17 protein-coding genes are annotated in these 17,228 nt (G+C 67.6%); 6 read left to right on the top strand and 11 right to left on the bottom strand.

The features are described from left to right. Nucleotides 1-8: 8 nt before the first annotated feature. From BI335_RS08805 to BI335_RS08760, 10 genes are read right to left on the bottom strand one after another with little or no spacing between them, the layout of a single operon-like run. Complete coding sequence (locus tag BI335_RS08805) at nt 9-995, bottom strand: CgeB family protein (RefSeq protein WP_094430378.1); 987 nt, start codon at nt 993-995, stop codon at nt 9-11. Nucleotides 996-1,006: 11 nt separating this feature from the next. Beyond that, nucleotides 1,007-2,155, bottom strand: a complete 1,149-nt coding sequence (locus BI335_RS08800; RefSeq protein ID WP_144009097.1) for a glycosyltransferase family 4 protein — start codon at nt 2,153-2,155, stop codon at nt 1,007-1,009. Nucleotides 2,156-2,157: 2 nt separating this feature from the next. After that, nucleotides 2,158-3,309, bottom strand: coding sequence for a DegT/DnrJ/EryC1/StrS family aminotransferase (locus tag BI335_RS08795; RefSeq protein ID WP_172421803.1), 1,152 nt, complete (start codon nt 3,307-3,309; stop codon nt 2,158-2,160). Nucleotides 3,310-3,312: 3 nt separating this feature from the next. Next, the gene (locus tag BI335_RS08790; RefSeq protein WP_094430375.1) at nt 3,313-4,581 is read right to left on the bottom strand and encodes a glycosyltransferase family 4 protein; all 1,269 of its coding nucleotides are present in this window, start codon (nt 4,579-4,581) and stop codon (nt 3,313-3,315) included. Between the two features lie 2 nt (nt 4,582-4,583). Then, on the bottom strand, nt 4,584-5,693 hold the full coding sequence (gene wecB, locus BI335_RS08785; protein ID WP_229118021.1) for a non-hydrolyzing UDP-N-acetylglucosamine 2-epimerase: 1,110 nt from the start codon (nt 5,691-5,693) through the stop codon (nt 4,584-4,586). Beyond that, complete coding sequence (locus tag BI335_RS08780; protein ID WP_094430373.1) at nt 5,690-6,802, bottom strand: polysaccharide biosynthesis C-terminal domain-containing protein; 1,113 nt, start codon at nt 6,800-6,802, stop codon at nt 5,690-5,692. The genes wecB and BI335_RS08780 overlap by 4 nt, the downstream gene beginning before the upstream one ends. Further along, a complete protein-coding gene (locus BI335_RS08775) occupies nt 6,787-7,833 on the bottom strand; it encodes a polysaccharide biosynthesis protein (protein ID WP_324252830.1) in 1,047 nt (348 codons plus the stop codon). Before BI335_RS08775 ends, BI335_RS08780 begins: the two co-directional genes overlap by 16 nt. Then, a complete protein-coding gene (locus BI335_RS08770) occupies nt 7,830-9,092 on the bottom strand; it encodes a nucleotide sugar dehydrogenase (RefSeq protein WP_094430370.1) in 1,263 nt (420 codons plus the stop codon). Before BI335_RS08770 ends, BI335_RS08775 begins: the two co-directional genes overlap by 4 nt. A gap of 54 nt (nt 9,093-9,146) precedes the next feature. Beyond that, nucleotides 9,147-10,226 carry an LCP family protein gene (locus BI335_RS08765; RefSeq protein WP_094430367.1) on the bottom strand — a complete coding sequence of 360 codons (1,080 nt, stop codon included), beginning with the start codon at nt 10,224-10,226 and terminating at the stop codon, nt 9,147-9,149. After that, nucleotides 10,223-12,043 carry a nucleoside-diphosphate sugar epimerase/dehydratase gene (locus BI335_RS08760; protein ID WP_094430365.1) on the bottom strand — a complete coding sequence of 607 codons (1,821 nt, stop codon included), beginning with the start codon at nt 12,041-12,043 and terminating at the stop codon, nt 10,223-10,225. Before BI335_RS08760 ends, BI335_RS08765 begins: the two co-directional genes overlap by 4 nt. Nucleotides 12,044-12,211: 168 nt before the next feature. Here BI335_RS08760 and BI335_RS21040 point away from each other — a divergent pair, with 168 nt between their 5' ends. Both BI335_RS21040 and BI335_RS08750 read left to right on the top strand, forming a co-directional pair. After that, on the top strand, nt 12,212-13,663 hold the full coding sequence (locus BI335_RS21040) for a tyrosine-protein kinase domain-containing protein (RefSeq protein WP_172421801.1): 1,452 nt from the start codon (nt 12,212-12,214) through the stop codon (nt 13,661-13,663). Nucleotides 13,664-13,691: 28 nt separating this feature from the next. After that, a complete protein-coding gene (locus BI335_RS08750; protein WP_144009095.1) occupies nt 13,692-14,531 on the top strand; it encodes an SGNH/GDSL hydrolase family protein in 840 nt (279 codons plus the stop codon). Here BI335_RS08750 and BI335_RS08745 read toward each other — a convergent pair. Then, nucleotides 14,515-15,075: an arsenate reductase/protein-tyrosine-phosphatase family protein gene (locus BI335_RS08745; protein WP_094430361.1), complete on the bottom strand. Its 561-nt coding sequence runs from the start codon at nt 15,073-15,075 to the stop codon at nt 14,515-14,517. The two genes, BI335_RS08750 and BI335_RS08745, sit on opposite strands and share 17 nt — an antisense overlap. 47 nt (nt 15,076-15,122) lie before the next feature. Between BI335_RS08745 and BI335_RS21870 the strand changes: the two genes are divergently transcribed. The 4 genes from BI335_RS21870 to BI335_RS08735 all read left to right on the top strand — a co-directional run bounded on the left by BI335_RS21870 (nt 15,123) and on the right by BI335_RS08735 (nt 17,199). Continuing rightward, nucleotides 15,123-15,386: a GTPase gene (locus tag BI335_RS21870; RefSeq protein WP_229119514.1), complete on the top strand. Its 264-nt coding sequence runs from the start codon at nt 15,123-15,125 to the stop codon at nt 15,384-15,386. After that, the gene (locus BI335_RS21865) at nt 15,377-15,667 is read left to right on the top strand and encodes a hypothetical protein (protein ID WP_229119513.1); all 291 of its coding nucleotides are present in this window, start codon (nt 15,377-15,379) and stop codon (nt 15,665-15,667) included. The genes BI335_RS21870 and BI335_RS21865 overlap by 10 nt, the downstream gene beginning before the upstream one ends. A gap of 56 nt (nt 15,668-15,723) precedes the next feature. Next, on the top strand, nt 15,724-16,257 hold the full coding sequence (locus tag BI335_RS21860) for a DUF697 domain-containing protein (RefSeq protein WP_229119512.1): 534 nt from the start codon (nt 15,724-15,726) through the stop codon (nt 16,255-16,257). A 96-nt stretch (nt 16,258-16,353) separates the two neighbouring features. Further along, nucleotides 16,354-17,199 carry an endonuclease/exonuclease/phosphatase family protein gene (locus BI335_RS08735; protein WP_094430358.1) on the top strand — a complete coding sequence of 282 codons (846 nt, stop codon included), beginning with the start codon at nt 16,354-16,356 and terminating at the stop codon, nt 17,197-17,199. The last annotated feature ends 29 nt before the right edge of the window (nt 17,200-17,228 follow it).

The following is a 17,228-nucleotide window of genomic DNA, read 5'->3' as shown; positions in this document are numbered from 1 at the left end:
GGCGCACGTCAGCCGGTCAACTCGTCAAGAAGGGCGCCGAGACGCACGGCGTAGGTGTGGTCGGTCAAGGACCGCTGCCGACCGGCATCGGCAATGGGTCGGCCATGGTCCGGATCGTCGAGCAGCCAGCGGCACTTGTCGACGAGTTCATCGAAGGTGGTGAAGGTGGCGACCTCCTCGTCGGGAACGAATTGCTCCTCCAGTCCCGGGCGGTGCTCGGTCATGACCAGCCCGCCGGACATGGTGCCCTCGAAGAGCCGGCAGTTGGTGCCGGCGAACTCCGTCGGATGCAGGTTGTTCAGAACGATCCGGGCGGAGCGGAACGCGTCCCCCTTGTCGGCCCAGGTCAGATACTTGCCCGTGTGCGCCTTCGACAGGTCCGGGAAATTCAACCAGGAGGGGATTCCCGAGCCATAGACCTCCACCGGGAGCCCCGCATCGACCATCCGCTGGAGCAGGGCGGCCCGGGTCGGATGGACGTTGCCCGCCAGCACCACCACCGGGCGGGTGCCATAGGGGAGGTCCGAGGTGTGCCGCCGGGGATTGCCTGCTTCCGGCAGCAACCGGACCGGCAACCCCTGCACCTGTTGCAGCCAGTTCGTCAGCACAGGGTTCTTCAGAAAGATCCGGTCGTAGCCGTTGGTGAACATGTCGTGCAACCCCATGGTGCCCACCGCATCGGGAAACCAGAGAGCAGTCCGTGCGCCCGTCGCTTTCGCGGCCGCGATCGTCGAGGCGTGCAGCCGTCGATCGACGGTGATCAACACCTCCGGCCGGAAGGCCGCGATCTCTTTGCGCATGGGCGCCTGCCGCCGTGCGTCGAGGGGGAGATGGTGGTCCGACACGACCGAGAAGAGCGCATCCACCTTGCGTACGCCGAGGGGCGGACGCGCCGGCCCGAGGGGTCGGACCTGGTGCCCGTCCTGCGCCAGTTGGTCGATGACGTTGTCGGCGAAACTGTCCTTGCCCAATGGGCCGACGACGGCGATACGCACCAGATTCCTCCTCAGTTTCCCAGCCGGCCGAAGAACATCTCGGCATAGGGCTCGAACTGCCGGGAGCCGTTCGCCAGCCGCGCGATCTCCCGGCCGGACAGCTCCGCGTCCGAGCGAGTCCGCTCGTCCCGGTCCAACAGCGCGCGGATGCCGGTCCAGACGGCGTCGGCGTCATTCGGGTCGTCGAGCACCACCCCTGGTGACGGCGTGGCGGATCGGATCGGCTCGGTCCACGGGGTCCGCACACCGATCACGACGGGGCAACCCGCCTCCAGTGCCTCGGCGATGGCGTGTCCGAAATTCTCACCCTGGGTCGGATGCACGAAGACCTCTGTCCGCGAGAGTTCCTCCGCGATCTGTTCACCGTCCAACGTTCCCCGCCACTCGACGGTCACGTTGTTCGGCAGAGCTGCCTCACGGGCCCGGCAGAGCGCGGCATAGTCGGGATCCTCTTCGGGGCCGACCACGGTGAGGGTGAGCGGCCGATCCGCACGGGTGAGGGCCTCGAAGATCACATGCACGTTCTTGATCGGCACGACCCGGCCGACATAGGTGAGATGCCCCGGTTCGGCATTCCGGGTCTCCGCATCCCGGGAGAGCCGGGTGTTCGGAATGAACCGGATCCGTTCCGCCGGAGCCCAACTCCGGAGTTCCTGCCGCTCGTCCTGGCTGGTGACGTGGAACAGGTCGATCCCGCGGAAGAGCACACCCCGGATGAACGGGAGAAAGAGTTGCTTGCGGCGCGCGTGGTGGGCGAGCGCGTTGCGCATGAACTGTCCGCGCGTCGCCAGCACGACGCGATGGGGTCGCGTGAGACGCAATCGGGCCAGGAGAAGCGGCAGCATCCCGAACGTCGGGCTGAACAGGGAATTGACGTAGAGGGTGTAGTTCTCCTTCCCCCACAGGGTTCGCACGATCCCGATCAGCTGGTCCGCGCGGCTGCCGGACGGAATGTAGTCCACGGTCACCCGTGGCGCGGAGAACCGTCGGTGTTCGGGGAATGGGCCGGGATCACCGGCATCCCTGTCGGCGGCCAGGACCGTGACCTCGTCACCGCGTTGCGAGATGCCGACAGCCAGGGCCATCAGCGACTTCACCGGCCCGCCTCCGGTACGGGCCGGAAAGAACGGGCCTGCGGCAATGATCAGCCTGGGTGCCACGCTCAACGCCTCAGGGCGGTCGCGAGTGCGGTGCGTACCCGATCGAAGTCCGCGTCGGACATCGCGGAACCGCTCGGCAATGACAGCCCCTGCTCGAAAAGTCGCTCCGAGGTCCCGTCGACATAGGCGGGGTTGTCCGCGAACACCGGTTGCCGGTGCATCGGCTTCCAGAGTGGGCGGGATTCGATCTGCTGGTCCGCGAGTTCGGCCATCACCCGGTTGCGGTCCAGGCCCGAGGCGTCCGGATCGATGAGGATCGAGGTCAGCCAGAAGTTGTCCCGCGTACCGGTCATCTCCGGATTGTCCGCACCATCGTCATCGCTGAAGATCGTGACACCCGGAACGTCGGAAACCAGGTCACGATAGGCATTGCGCCAACCGCGCCGCCGATCGACCATCTCCGTCAACCGATCGAGCTGCGCCCGCCCCAGGGCGGCGAGCAGGTTGGACAACCGGTAGTTGTAACCGATGTCGGTGTGCTCGTAGTGCACGACGGGCTGGCGGGCCTGGGTCGCCAGATACCGGGTGCGCTCAGCCATCTGCGGATCGTCGGTGAGCAGGGCGCCACCACCGGAGGTCGTCATGATCTTGTTGCCGTTGAACGACAGCACGGCGGCGTCACCGTACGCCGCAGCGGGCTTCCCGTTGCGCAGCGCACCCAGCGACTCGGCCGCATCGGCGAGCACCGGAATGCCATGCCGGCTTGCGATCGCGGCGATCGCATCATGGTCGACCACCTTGCCGAGCAGGTCGACGGGGACGATGGCCGCCACCCGGGCGCCTCGGGAGAGCTGGTCCGCGACGGCCTGCTGCAACAGCTCAGGATTCATCGACCCGGATTCGTCCGCGTCCACGAACACGGGGGTCGCGCCGGTGTAGGTGACCGCATTCGCCGTCGCCGCGAAGGTCATCGAGGCGGTCATCACCACATCCCCGGGTCGCACACCCAGGTGGAGCAGTCCGAGGTGCAGCGCAGCGGTGCCGGAGGAGAGCGCGACCGCGTGCTCACGCTCGCACCGTGCGGCCAGCTCGGCCTCGAAGGCGTCGACCTCCGGGCCCAGGGGCGCGATCCACCCGCTGTCGAACCCGCGCAGCAGCGCCTCCTGCTCGGCCCGCCCGACATCGGGTGAGGACATGAAGATGCGATTGGCCACAGGTCACCGATCCTTGGACTGGACGTGGAGGGAACCAGCAACCGCGGTATCGGGATCCGCGGCGTGCTGCAGAATCCTGGACAGCGCCCCGGCGCCGACGCTCGGTGCGAAGTCCGCGTCATAGCAGCGGCGCGCTGCCTGGCCGAGGATGCACCGGTCCTCGCGGCCCAGGGCGGCGAACCACCGGAACGCTGCGGTGATGCTGCCGCGATCGGCGGGATCGGCCGCCAGACCCGCACCGTTGTCGGTGACATAGGTGGCCGCATCCCCAGGGGCGGCGACGAGCAGCGGCATGCCGAGCCCGCACAGGAACTGGATCTTGCTCGGGAAGGTGGCCCGATGCAGGGCGGTGTCGGCGAGCGAGACCAGAGCCACGTCCGCTTCCCTGGTCAGGGCGGTGGCCTCCGGGAGCGGGACCGCAGGCAGGATGTGCACCCGATCGGCGGCGGCCGACCGCTCCAGCAGCGCCTGGCGGTCGGTACCCGTGCCGATGAGCACCAGATGGGCATCGAGGTCGGCGGCCACGAAGGCGTCGACGACCGCGCCCAGGTTCTGCGGGGCACCCATCGCACCCGCGTACAGGAAGACGGGGGCATCCGGGTCGGCACCGATACGGGCCCGCAGGCCGCGCGTCTGGGCGGCCCCGGCGACGGCCGGATCGGGGGTCCAGTTGTGGACCAGCTCGACCTTGCCGCGGGCCCCGGGGCGCCTGCCGATCAGCGTGACGGCCGAGGGGGTGATGGCCACGATCCGGGCGGCGCCGGCATAGGAGGCGCTCACGAAGGCGTGCAGGATCGTCGAGATCGCCCGCAGGGTGAGGGAGCGGCGGACGAACCCGGAGTCGACGACCGAATCGGGCCAGACGTCCTGGACCTGCAGCACGTAGGGGATCCGGGTCAGGGCGCGCAGCACCATGGCCGGCAGGGCCGCGGTGGCGGGGGAGCCGTAGACCAGGATCACCTCACGGTCGCGCAGCTCCGCGAGCGCACGCCAACTCGCGGTGACCGCGAAGGAGGCATATCCCAGCAGCCGTCCGAGCAGACCCGAGCCACGGTAGGGAAATTCCGGCACCCGGTGCACCCGGACCCCATCGATCGTCTCGGTCCGCCACTGCGTCGCGGAGTAACCGTCGGCCACCGCACCGGTGGGGTAGTGGGGCGTGCCCGTCACCACGACCACGTCGTGACCTTCGGCGCGCAGACCGTCGACGATCGCGGTGGGTACCCAGACATTCTCCGGGGCGTACCACTGGGAGATGAAGCCGATGCGCATGCTCAGCGCAATCCGGACCACGACTTGTGCCGGGCACTGGTGGAGATGATGAAGTTGACCGTCCGCTCGGCGCAGTTGTCGATCAGGTATTCGGCGGGAATCTGTGCTGCCGCGGAGGATCGGAGCACCTGCTCGACTCCCTCGATCACATTCTGCGGATCCAGACCGGTCATGATGATCGCACCGGTGTCGAGTGCTTCGGGGCGTTCGATCGAATCCCGCAGGGTGACAGCGCGGAAGCCGAGGATCGACGACTCCTCGGCGATCGTGCCGGAGTCCGACAGCACGCATCTGGCGTGCAGTTGCAGGTGGTTGTAGTCATGGAAACCCAGCGGCTTGTGGAAGACGATCCGCGCATCGACCTCCCGGCCCAGCGACTCCAGACGCTTGCGGGTACGCGGATGGGTGGACACCAGGATCGGCAGGTCGAACCTTTCCGCCACCGCTTCCAGACAGTCCAGCAGTGCGGACAATCGTTCGGGACTGTCCACGTTCTCCTCGCGGTGCGCGCTGACCAGGAAATAACCGTCGGCGGTCAACTCGAGACGGTCCAGCACATCGGAGGCGTCGATCGCCGGGCGCTGGGCCAGCAGCACCTCCCGCATCGGTGAACCAGTCAACAGGATCCGGCGGGGGTGGATGCCTTCGGCGAGCAGATTCCGGCGGGCGTGCTCGGTGTAGACGAGGTTGAAGTCGGCCACGTGATCGATCATGCGCCGATTGGTCTCCTCGGGCACATTCTCATCGAAGCAACGGTTTCCGGCCTCCATGTGGTAGACCGGCACCCGCATCCGCCGGGCCATCACCGCGGCGATGGAGGAGTTCGTATCACCCAGCACCAGGACGGCGTCGGGCTGCTCCGCCGCGATGACCCGCTCCACACCGGTCAGCACCCCGCCCAGCACCGCACCGAGGCTCGAGGTGTCGACGTTGAGGAAATGATCGGGTTTCCGCAGCCCCAGTTCGTCGAAGAAGATCTCGTTCAACTCATAGTCGTAGTTCTGCCCGGTGTGCACGACGACGTGGTCGAGGCTGGCGTCCAGATGCTTCATGACGGCAGCGAGCCGGATGATCTCTGGTCGCGTGCCGACGACCGTCATGACCTTGGTCACTGGGTGCACTCCTTGGAATCGACCTGCACCGGAAAGGTATCGGGGTTGTCGGGGTCGAACAGCACGTGGGTCCAGAACTGGGTGAGCACCTCGGTGTCCCCGGTGTTGGTGATGTTGTGGGTCCACAGGGTCGGCATGTCGATGGCCACCGGCGCATCGCCGGAGACGTCGAACTCGATGACCTCGTCGCTGAACATGCGGCGCAGTGCGATCCGCGCCCGACCGGTCAGCACTGCGAACCGCTCGATCTTGGTCAGGTGGTAGTGGTCGCCGCGCACCACTCCGGGCCTGCTGGTGCTCACGAAGCTCTGACCCTGCCCACCGTGGGAGCGGACCGTCTCGACCAACCGGCCGCGGTCATCGGCCCGGGGGGTCAGAGCGATCGGGTACGCGGTGGGGAACAGTGCGGCGCGGTAGGTGTTGAACAACGCGACCTCGAAGTCCGAGGCCAGCGCCGGGATCTCACCACGACCCGGATACAGCTCGTGGAACACGCTGAGCCGGTCCCACACGTGCTGGACGGTGGTCGGATGTCCCTGGGGGGCGGTCTCACCCGATCCGGTGGCCGCCAGGCCGTCGATGAGCGCCTGGGCGGCGTCCTGGGCGTGCAGCAGATCGATCGGGCGATCGGTGATGGATGGTGTCTCGTTCCTGATGCGCCAGTCGACGAAGCTCGCCACGAAGGAGTTGTAGTGCGGTCGGCCATGTTCACCGAACAGGTTGGGCAGACGCACGTCGACGAACACCGAACCGAGCGCGTCCGCCGTCTCGGCCAGGATCTGACCCGCGGCCGCTTTCCCTTCCCCATAGGCGGTTCCATTGCCGGCCTGGATCGAGTCGGCGTAGACGATCACCGGCGGCTGCTCCGCCGCGCGGGCGGCGGCGGCCACGGCGCGAGCCAGTTCGGCATTGCCGTTCCGGACCTCGTCGGGGTCCGCGCGGTTGATGCCGGCGACGTGGATGATCGCGTCGGCATCCGCGGCCAGCGTGGGGAGGTCGTCCCAGGTGGTTCGCGTCACCGCGACGACGTCATGCTCGGTGAGGGCGTGCAGCCGGCAGCGGGTGTGCCAGCCGAGGAAACCGGCCGCGCCGGTCAGGAGCACCCGCATGGCACGTCCTTCACGAGTCGCTGGATCTCGGGCAGCTGCAGCAGGCATTCCTTCGTGCTCGCCACATCCAGGCGCAGGGCGTTCTGGGAGTCGTAGTCGCGGTCCCGGGTGATCGTACGGTCGCCCTCATCGAAGTACAGCTCGTATTGCAGCGACCGGGCATCCAGCGGTACGCGGAAGTAGCTGCCCTGATCCTCCGCCTTCGCCATCTCCTCCCGGCTCAGCAGGGTCTCGTGCATCTTCTCCCCGTGCCGGATGCCGATGGTCCTGATCTCGGCATCGGGATGTCCGAGCAGCTCGGACACGGCCCGTGCCAGCACCTCGACCGTCGATGCGGGCGCCTTCTGCACGAACAGATCACCCGAGGTCGCGTGGAAGAACGCGTGCAGGACCAGGTCGACCGACTCGGTGAGCGACATCAGGTAACGGGTCATCGACGGTTCGGTGACCGTGAGCGGTTTGTGCTGAGTGAGCTGCTCGACGAAGAGGGGGATCACCGAACCACGCGAATACATGACATTGCCGTAGCGGGTCAGCGAGACGGTCATCTGGGAGTCCGGGTGGTTGCGGGCGAATGCCTGCACCGTCTTCTCCATCAGTGCCTTGGACATGCCCATCGCGTTCACCGGATAGACGGCCTTGTCGGTGGAGAGACAGACCAGCGAGCGCACCCCGCTCGCGGCGGCGACATCGAGGACGTTCTGGGAACCGATGACATTGGTCTTGACGGCCTGCTGCGGAAAGAATTCGCAGGACGGGACCTGTTTCAGGGCGGCGGCGTGGAAGACGTAGTCGACACCCGCCATCGCCGGGACGATCGAGTCCTTGTCACGCACATCACCCAGGAAGAAACGGAGCCGCTCGTCGCCGAAGCGGCGCCGCATGGCGTCCTGTTTGGCCTCGTCCCGGGAGAAGATGTGGATCTGCCGGGCGCCCCGGTCGAGCAACTGGGCGGCCATCGTCGAACCGAACGAGCCGGTTCCACCGGTGATGGCGAAGGTCGCGTCGTGGATCCCTCCATGGGCGCTCACAGCTGCGCGACTCCCTGACCGCTGAGCCGTCCGCGGGTGTCGAACAATCTCTTGGCGCCGTTGGTGATCGTCCCATCGGCGTACGCCGCATGTGCTTGCAGCAGCACGACCAGATCCGCCTCGGCCACGGCCGAAACGACGTCCGGGACGCGGTCCAGGGTCCGCGAACCGACCGTCCACTGCTCGAAGAACGGGTCGTGGAACCGCAGATCGCTCCCGGCCGCCAGAAACCGTTCGGCGATCTCCACCGCCGGTGATTCGCGGGCATCGGCGATGTCCTGCTTGTAGGTGACACCGAGCAGCAGCACCCGGGAGTTCGCCAGCGGCAACGCATCACCGTTCAGGATCGACTGGGCCCGTTGGACGATGTAGGCGGGCATGCCCGCGTTGATCTCCTGCGCCAGTTCGACGAACCGGAACCGATACCCCAGATCGGCGTGCACCTTGTAGGACAGGTAGTTGGGATCGATGGGGATGCAGTGCCCGCCGACGCCCGGTCCCGGCCGGAACGCCTGGAACCCGAACGGTTTCGTCGACGCGCACTCGATCACGTTCCAGATGTCGATGCCCATCTCGTGTGAGAACTTGGCCATCTCGTTGACCAGCGCGATGTTCACGTGCCGGTAGGTGTTCTCGAGCAGCTTCGCCATCTCCGCTTCGCGCGTGCCGCGGGCACGGACGACACTGTCCACGAAGCGACCGTAGAACGCGGCGGCGCGGTCGGTGCACTCGGGCGTGAGGCCGCCGACGACCTTGGGGGTGTTCTTGATGCCGAAGGTCGCATTGCCCGGATCCACGCGCTCCGGTGAGAACGCGAGCCCGAACTGCTCTCCTGCCGTCAACCCGGACTGCTCCAGAACGGGCAGCACATCCTCCTCGGTGCTGCCGGGATAGGTGGTCGACTCCACGATGACGAGGGTCCCCGGGCTCAGGTTCTCCGACACCGTGGCTGCGGCCGACAGCAGGGCCGAGAGATCCGGCCCGCCGAGCGGCGACAACGGTGTGGGTACGCACAGCGTCACGACGGCCGCGTCCCGAATGCTGCCGGGGTCGGCCGTCGCGGTGAAACCGGCATCGAGCATCTCGCGGATGTCGGCATCGGTGAGGTCGTCGATGTGGGACCTGCCGTCGTTCAGGGAGTCCACGGCCGCGGCGTCGATGTCGAAGCCGCGCACGGTGAGCCCACTGCGGGCCGCCTGCTGGGCCAGCGGCAGACCGACGTAGCCAAGGCCTACGACGACGAGATCAGTGGTGGGCAACGCGTGGTCCTTTGCTTGCGGGGCAGGGGATCCGGCCGGTGGGTGTCCGGAGGGTCAACAGTCCGGGCCGGTGCAGGACTTGGGGAACCGGTTCAGATAGTCATCCATCGTGTCCTCGCGCAGTGCTTTGGCCAGTTCGGCGGTCTGCTTCTCATCGACCACGGCGATCGATTGGTCACCGGCCCAACCGAAACCGACGATGGGCGCCTGGGTGGAGACGATGTCGCTCGATCGGGTGATCCGCATCGACGTCGCGGTCTTCCGGATCTCGTCGTCGCTCAACCCGCGGTCGACCTTGACCACCTTCGAGGCGTCGGTCAGCAAGCGGTCCACCGCGACCGGATTGGCCAGGGTCTCGGGTTTGCTGGCCTTCTCCATGATGGCGGTGACGACGGCACGCTGGTTCTCGGCACGGTCCAGGTCGCCGTTCGGCAGGCTCTTGCGCTCCCGGACGAAGGCCAGTGCCTGTTCGCCGCGGACGGTGATCCAGCCCTGTTCGAAGCGATACCCGCCGGCGCTGAAGTTGTTCTTGTTGTAGACCTCGACGCCACCGAGTGCCTCGGTGAGTGCGATGAATCCGCTGAAGTCCACCACCGCGGTGTGGTCCATCTTGACGTTCAACAACTGTTCCAGGGTGGACACGGTGAGGGGGGCGCCGCCGAACGCGTACGCCCAGTTGATCTTCCCCTTGCCGCGGCCGGGGATGTCGACCCAGGAGTCCCGGGGGAAGGAGATCAGATAGATCTTGGAGCGGTCCTTCGGGATGTGCGCGACCATCAGGGAGTCCGAGCGACCAGCGTCCCCGGGGGCGGAATCGGTGCCCAGCAGGACGTAATTGAGCCCGCCGGGCGGAACCGCGGTGGGCGTCGGGATCGCGGCCGGGGCAGGATCCTGACGCGTGGGCATCAGATCGTCGCGTTGGATCTGGGAGACGGCCTTGTTCAACCGGGTCGTGTAGAAGCCGACGGCCGCCACCGCGCCGATCGCCAGCACCGCCACCAATGACAGCAGCACGATCAGCGCGCGTCGCGTGCCGCGGCGTCGGGGAGCGGTCTCAGCCTTGGCGGGCTGATCGTCGGGTGTCGGTTCGGTGTCGTCAGCGAAGAATGACAACTGGTCCTGATCGCGAGTCACAGCGCAATCCCCTCCGAGATCGGTTCGTGCGCCGGCGTCGGCCGGGCACGCGGGGTTGCCCGCGCCGGAGCGGTGACGAAACAGTACCGAGGGAGATCGTCCGGGCCAACCGGGGGTACGCCGACACGACTGATCAGCTCATGGCTGGTGAGGGTCGACTGCTCATTGCGGCTGAACAGGACCTCGTGCACCTTCTCACCCGGCCGGAGCCCGGTGTAGTGGATGGGGATCTGCTTCCCGGATTGTTTGAGCAGGCGCTCGGCGACGTCCAGAATGCGGACGGGTTCACCCATGTCCAGCACCAGCACGTCCCCCGGATCACCGAGCGCACCGGCCTGGATGGTGAGCTGCGAGGCCTCCGGAATCGTCATGAAATAACGGGTGATGTCGGGATGGGTGACTGTGATCGGAAGGTCTTCGGCGATCTGGCGGATGAAGGTGTGCAGGACCGATCCGCGAGATCCGAGCACGTTGCCGAACCGCACCGACAGCCAGACACCGCGGTGGTGCTGTGCGTACCAGGCGGTGAGCTGCTCGGCCAGTCGCTTCGACCGACCCAGGATCGAGGTGGCGTCGGCGGCCTTGTCGGTGGACACGTTCACGAAGTGGGTCACCCCGTGCCGCTGGGCGGCGTCCAGCACGTTCAGAGTGCCGAGCACGTTGGTCTTCCAGGCCTCGCTCGGATACTGCTCGAGCATCGGCAGATGCTTCAGCGCGGCCGCATGGAAGACCACCTGCGGCTGGTGGCGGGCGAAGACCCGGTCCAGGGCTGCCGGGTCCCGGATGTCGCAGAGCACCATGTCCGGGGTGTCGAGCAGACCCTTGCCGTAGATGGACAACTGCACCCCGTGCAGGCCGGACTCGTCGCGGTCCAGCAGGACCAGTTCCTGCGGGCCGAATCCGTGCACCTGACGGGCGATCTCGGAGCCGATCGACCCACCCGCACCGGTGATCAGCACCACCTTGCCGTTCAGGTAACCGGCGATCTGGGACAGGTCCGTCTTCACCTGGGGTCGTCCCAACAGGTCGGCCACGTCGGCCTGGTGCAACTGGTCCACCTTGACCCGACCGTTGATCATCTCCCGGATCGGCGGCAGGATCAGCACGTTCAGGCCCGCGGTCTCGATGGCCCCGATGGTCTCGCGGAGGAACTCCGGGCTCGCGGTCGGGATGGCGATGATGATCGTCCGGACCGAGCTGGCGGCGGCGACTTCGAGCAGTTCGCTGCCGGTGCCGAGCACCGGATGGCGACCGATCCGAAGATTGCGTTTGCCGCGGTCGTCGTCGATCATCCCGGCCACCACGTAGGGCGCGTGTGGATCCTGGTCGAGCAGGCGGCACAGCTGCGTACCCGCGTTGCCGGCGCCGTAGATCAGCACCTTCTCCGCTTCGGCATTGGGAGCGATGCGGTTGAGGTAGACCCGAGCCATCAGGCGTACCGCGGCCATTCCCGCCAGGGCAGCGATCGGGGCGAGAACGACCAGGCCGCGCGGCATCGCCGGCCGGAAGATCAGAAAGATCAGGCACAGCGTCGCCCAGTTGATGAAGGTGACCAGTCCGAGCCCGAGGCTCTCCTCGAAACTGCCGATGCGATAGCGACCCCGATAGAGCCGGAAGAACCAGCCGAGGACGAGATGCAGCAGGATCGCGGCGGCGAGATAGGCGAACACCTCCGCCCAGAGCACCCGCTTCAACTCGAAGTCGTATCGGCCACCCAGGACGACCAGGGTCGCCACGCCCCAGGCGAGGGCGTCACCCAGTGCCAACTGAAGATGGCGCGGTCGTGGGGGCGACGCGGCCGGAATGCGGGGGCTCATGCCGGTCCTTCGATCCAGGGGGTGGACGTGCAGAACTTAGCATGCGATGAAATAGGCTGGCACGACCACCCTCGAGGTCTGATTGACAGACGGCCACCCTCGAGGGCTGAGCAGGAACACCCCCAACTCGCGGCGGCCATGCTGCCGCCGACCGGCCGGAAGGACGTTATGGAACTGCGTGACTATCTGGGGCTGGCGCGCCGCAGATCATTGATGATCGCGGCGATCGCGCTCTGCGGAGTATCGCTCGCGGCGCTTGCCACCCTGTTGATGCAACCCCAGTACCAGGCCAGAACCTCCATACTCTTCGCGGTCCAGGGAGCCGCCAGCGCCAGCGACCTCGCCCAGGGCAGCACCTATGCCGAGAAGCAGGTGCAGTCCTATGCGGAGGTGGCTGCCTCGCCGCTGGTGCTGGGCCCGGTGATCCAACGGCTGCAGCTGAACAGCACCCCGGCCGAACTCGCCCGGCGGGTGACCACGACCGTTCCGCAGAAGACGGTGATCGTCGAGGTGACGGTCACCGATCCGGATGCGGCGAGCGCCGCGCGGATCGCCAACGCGATCGGTGACCAGGTCGCCGAAACCGTCCGTGAGCTGTCGCCCAAGCGTGACGGCCAGGACACGGTGAAGGCCACCACCATCTCTCCGGCGCTGCCCCCGCCGAGCCCGAGTTCTCCCAAGGTGGCACAGAATCTCGCGCTCGGGCTGCTGCTCGGCCTGGCGCTCGGGTTCGCCGCCGCGCTGGTGCGCGAGCGTCTCGACACCCGGGTCCGCAACGAGGCCGATGTCGCGGCGGTGACCACCGCCTCCCAGGTGGGCTCGATTCCCTACGTGGCCGGTACGCCGGAGCATCCGCTCGAGCTCGGGGCGCACACCGATCAGCGGTTCGAGGCCTATCGCCGGCTGCGGACCAACGTGCAGTTCGTGGCCGCACCGCAGGGGCGTACCGCCCTGGTGGTCACCTCCTCGGTGCCGGGTGAGGGAAAGTCGGTCACCGTGGCGAACCTGGCGTTGGCGATGGCGGACGCCGGAAACCGAACCCTGCTGATCGATGCGGACATGCGACGGCCCACGGTGGCCGACAATTTCGGTCTGGTCGGGACCGCCGGACTCTCCACGATTCTGGCCGGTCAGGCGACCCTGTCGGACCTGGTGCAGCCGTTCTCGGGTCACCCGGATCTCTATGTTCTGACCTCCGGTGTGGTGCCGCCCAACCCCACCGAGCTGCTCGATTCCGCGCAGATGCGTGCGCTGCTCGATGAGGCACTGGCCGAATACGATGTGGTGCTGATCGACTCGCCGCCGCTGCTGCCCGTCTCCGACGGACTGGTGCTGGGCAAGCTCGTCGGTGGCGCGCTGCTGGTGACCGGGATCGAACGGGTCAAGAAACCCCAGCTTGCGGAATCCCTTGCTGCATTGGAAACGGTGGATGTCAAGGTGCAGGGTGTGGTGCTCAACATGGTGCGCCGCAAGGAGCGTGGGGATGCCTATGGCTACTACGCCTACGGCTCCGAGCCCGGGCGACAGCGCTCGAGCAGCGCTGCGACGGGCCGGCGGGCCGCGCCCTCGGGGGAGCGTCCGGACGACCTCGTGCTGACCCCGCGCCAGGCGCGCGAGTGAACGCACCGCACGGGATCGGGTGGGTGAGATGCAGCTGAAGCGGTGGCCCGTGCTGGGCCTGATCGTGCTGGCCGTGATCACCATGGTCCTGGTGGTGCTGGCATTCCGGCATGCGCGGCCGCCGAGTGTGAACGCCGTCCCGATGAACGGTCCCGGCTCACCGGCCGCGCCGGCGGCCGGGTCGCCGGCGCCCACGGTTTCCTCGACGGCAACACCCAGAACCACCCCGGCCGCAAGCGCGCCCCCGCGGCAGCGATCACTCGAGGCGATCCGCGACCTCGTCCGCAGCGAGGACCAGCTCGACATCGTGGTGCTGGGCGACGCGTCCGGGGCCGGTGAGGACAAGTGGGTCGCCCAGTGGGCGGACAGTCTCGCCGCGAACCGGCGGATCGAACTGCGCGCCATCGAGAACGGTCGCACCAGTACCCGCAACCTGGGCAACTCGGGAAGTTCCACGGTGCTGCGGAATGTCAGCGAATCGGGGATGACCCTGCGGGATGCGACGAACCGATTCGACCAGTTGGTGCCGGCCGGCACCGATCTGGTGATCCTCAACTTCGGGCACCAGGAGTCGGAGGGTTCGATCTCGGCCGATCTCGACCGGTTGTGGAACAGGATCCCGCCGTCCGCCACGGGGCTGGTGATGCTGCAGAACCCGGAGCGCGGTGCCACTCAGCAGGCGCAGCGCAACCGGGTGCGTGCGGTCACCGACTGGGCGAGTCGGAACAGGGTGCCGACGGTGGATGTGTTCGATGCGTTCATCCAGGCCCCGGAACCGCTGGCCGAGTTGCTGGACCGCGACGGCGTGCTGCCCAATAAGACGGGGTCGCGGGTCTGGCGCGACGAACTGGTCAAGCAGGTCGGCTGACGCCGACGGCATCGGCGATCGCCCTCGTCGCCCGGTGGATGTCGGCGTACGCGGTGCGGAAGGCCTCATCGCCTCGGCGGTAGGGGTCGCTCACGTCGTCGGCACGGGGATCGGTGCCGCGCACCCCGGCGCGGAGCGCGGCGGCCATCGGCACCGCCTCGGCCAGGAACTCGGCGGGTGAGGCCGCGGTCGCGGTCAGTTCGGGCAGTCGCAGCAGTCGGGCGAACTCGAGGAAGGTGAAGGTACGCTTCAGCGCCGCCGGGTACTCCTGCAGGGCCACCTCGCGATGCGACCTGGTCATCGGCAGGATCAGGTCCGCATCCCGCAGCATCCGTACACCCAGCTGGCGCGCCGCGAAGCCGCCAGTGTCGATGTCGGCGGGGAGCAGTGCGGCCATCTGGGGTTCGATCGGGTTGCCCACCAGAGCGTGCGTACCCGCGCTGCGGACCGTCACCGAGTCGCCCAAACTGTGCTGGAGCAGCAGTTCGCCGGCGGGGGAGCGGCAGATGTTGCCGGTGCAGAGCACGAGGACCTGGAAGGACATGGTGGGGATTCAACCACGCGTTCCGCAGCGCTGCGTACCCTTGGCCCATGGCGCAATGGTTCACCGACTCCTTCCGAGCGGAGTTCGACCGGCAGGCCGAGGTGATGGGCCGGTTCAATCTGGCGATCTTCGGCAAGACCGGGGTGGGCAAATCCACCTTGTTGAACGCGGTTTTCGGCGAGAACGTCGCCCCGACCGGCATCGGTGAGCCGGTCACCAAGGGGTCGCACCTCTATCTGGGTCATCGCGGCCAGCTCGGCATCGTCGACACCCAGGGCCTCGAGGTGGTCGCGATGACAAGGTGCTGCTGAAGGACCTGGACGCCCTGGTCACCCAGCAGCGCCGCAAGCCGATCACCGAGCAGGTGCATGTGGCCTGGTACTGCGTGCGCGGGATGGACCGCCGCTTCGAGGAGGCCGAGGCCGAGTTCATCCGCCGCATCGACAAGCTCGGCCTGCCGGTGATCGTGGTCTTCACCCAGGTGCCGGCCCAGCTCGACAACGGTGTCCCGAACTATCACCCCGATGCCGTTCAGCTCGCCGCTACGTGGAGAGCCTCCAGCTGCCGATCGTCGGTGGCCGTCCGTTCATGACCAACGCGGTGAGGGACCAGTTCACTGGTCAGTCGGTCCACGGCTTGATCGACCTGATGCAGGCGACCTTTCAGGTCGCACCCGAGGCCGTCCACTCAGCCCTCGCCGCGTCGCAACAGGTGGATCTCGGTGCCAAGGCCCGGGAGGCGCGGAAAGCGATAACGACGGCGGCGGCCGGTTCGGCCGCCGCGGCCGCGAGCCCGATCCCGTTCTCCGACGCCGCCATGCTGGTCCCGATCCAGCTCGGCATGATGGCGCGGATCGCGCAGATCTATCAGCTCAAGTTCGAACGCGCGGCGATGCTGGCGGTCGCCTCCACCTCGGCGGCCACCGTCGGCGGGCGCGCCGCCTTCACCAACCTGCTCAAGCTGATCCCCGGCGCCGGCACCCTCGCCGGGGGAGCGATCAGCGCCGGCGTCGCCTCCACCTTCACCTTCGCGATGGGGCAGGCCTGGCTGGCGGTCTGCCAGCAACTGATCGCCGGCCGGCTCAAGGGGCTGGACGGCGTGATCGACGCCGAGGCCGTGCAGGATCTGTTCAACGCCGAGTTCCGCAAGCGGGTACCGGGCATCCGCCACAAGGACTCCTGATCGGCGGTCTCCGTCGCTGGTACGCCCGGGTGAATTCTGGGTGACCGTCGGTGACCGCTCGCCATCCCGCGGTGGCGTACCGGTAACGTCACCGCCATGCGACTGGTCACCACCCTCGTCCTGTCCCTCGCACTGCTGCTCGGTCTCGGCGGATTCAGCACCGCCGCGGATGCCGCACCACGCAAGGATTTCCAGCTCACCGTGCTGAGCTACAACATCAAGCACGGTGTCGGCGAGGACGGCCGGCTCGACCTCGTCCGGATCGCCGAAGAGATCCGGGCCAGCGGTGCCGACGTGGTCGGGTTGCAGGAGGTCGACCGCTACTGGGGTGAACGCAGCGCCTGGGCCGACCAGGGCGCCGAACTCGCCCGGCTGCTCGGCTACCAGCTCGCCTACGGTGCGAACCTCGACGAGGCGCCGCCGGAGGGTCGCACCGAACGCCGGCAGTACGGCACCGCGATCCTCAGCCGGTACCCGATCGTGGCGAGCGAGAACGTCCCGCTGACCAGCATCCCCTACCCGACCCGGCCGACCGAGCAGCGCGGGTTGCTGACCGCGACGATCAACGTGCGGGGTGCGTTCGTCCAGGTCTGGAACACTCATCTGGACCACCAGCGCTCCGAGCAGCGGATCTCCCAGGTCCGCGAGATCCTTTCCAGGCTTGACGATCCGGCACGCCCCACGGTGTTGACCGGTGATCTGAACGCCATCCCGGACACCCCCGAGATGGAGCTGCTGCGTACCCGTTTCGCCGACACCTTCCGCGAGCTGGGCCGCGACGACGCCTACACCTATCCCGCGAACGCTCCCGATCGCCGGATCGACTACGTGCTGCACGCCGGCCCGATCCGCACCCTGTCCGGTGAGCTGCGCACCGCCCAGTATTCCGACCACCTCGGGGTGCTGGCCCGGTTGCAGATCCAGACCGCCCCGGGTCGCTAGCGGCGCACGCTCGGCACCGGGTTCCCCAA

It is taken from the genome of Enemella evansiae (genome assembly GCF_002250705.1).
GTDB classification, from domain to species: domain Bacteria; phylum Actinomycetota; class Actinomycetes; order Propionibacteriales; family Propionibacteriaceae; genus Enemella; species Enemella evansiae.
This window is presented reverse-complemented; position numbering and strand designations above follow the sequence as displayed.